The organism is Neisseria sp. P0021.S007, from assembly GCF_051956855.1.
In genome coordinates this window covers 1-704 of record NZ_JBQCXA010000491.1, presented here as the reverse complement: position 1 = coordinate 704, position 704 = coordinate 1, and the positions used below count along the sequence as shown (strand labels likewise).

Here is a 704-nt window from a genome sequence, read left to right as displayed (position 1 = left end):
CGTGATTGTGACCGAGCTGCCGCCGAACGCCAATTCCGCCAAAATCCTTGCCGAAATCGAAGAACAAACCAACCCGAAACCGAAAGCAGGCAAAAAGCAGCTGAACCAAGACCAGCTTAATACCAAAAAGCTGATGCTGGATTTAATCGACCGCGTGCGCGACGAGTCCGACGGCGAACATCCCGTGCGACTGGTGTTCGAGCCGAAATCCAGCCGCATTGATACGGATACCTTCATCAACACGCTGATGGCGCAAACTTCGCTGGAAGGCAATGTGTCCATGAACTTGGTGATGATGGGTTTGGACAACCGCCCCGCGCAGAAAAACCTGAAAACGATTTTGCAGGAATGGCTGGATTTCCGCGTTGTTACCGTAACACGTCGTCTGAAATTCCGCTTGAACCAAGTGGAAAAACGGCTGCACATCCTTGAAGGCCGTCTGAAAGTCTTTCTGCACATCGACGAAGTGATTAAAGTCATCCGCGAATCAGACGACCCGAAAGCCGATTTGATGGCGGTGTTCGGGCTGACCGAAATCCAAGCCGAAGACATTTTGGAAATCCGCCTGCGCCAGTTGGCACGTTTGGAAGGTTTCAAACTCGAAAAAGAATTGAACGAGTTGCGCGAAGAACAAGGCCGTCTGAATATCCTTTTGGGCGACGAAAACGAAAAGCGCAAGCTGATTATCAAAGAGATGCAGGCGG

General features: G+C 51.0%; 1 protein-coding gene. It reads left to right on the top strand.

What is annotated here, in order from left to right; genetic code table 11:
* A partial coding sequence (locus tag ACTHUR_RS14195; protein WP_440399195.1) for a DNA gyrase subunit A occupies positions 1–704 on the top strand: 704 nt, incomplete at both ends.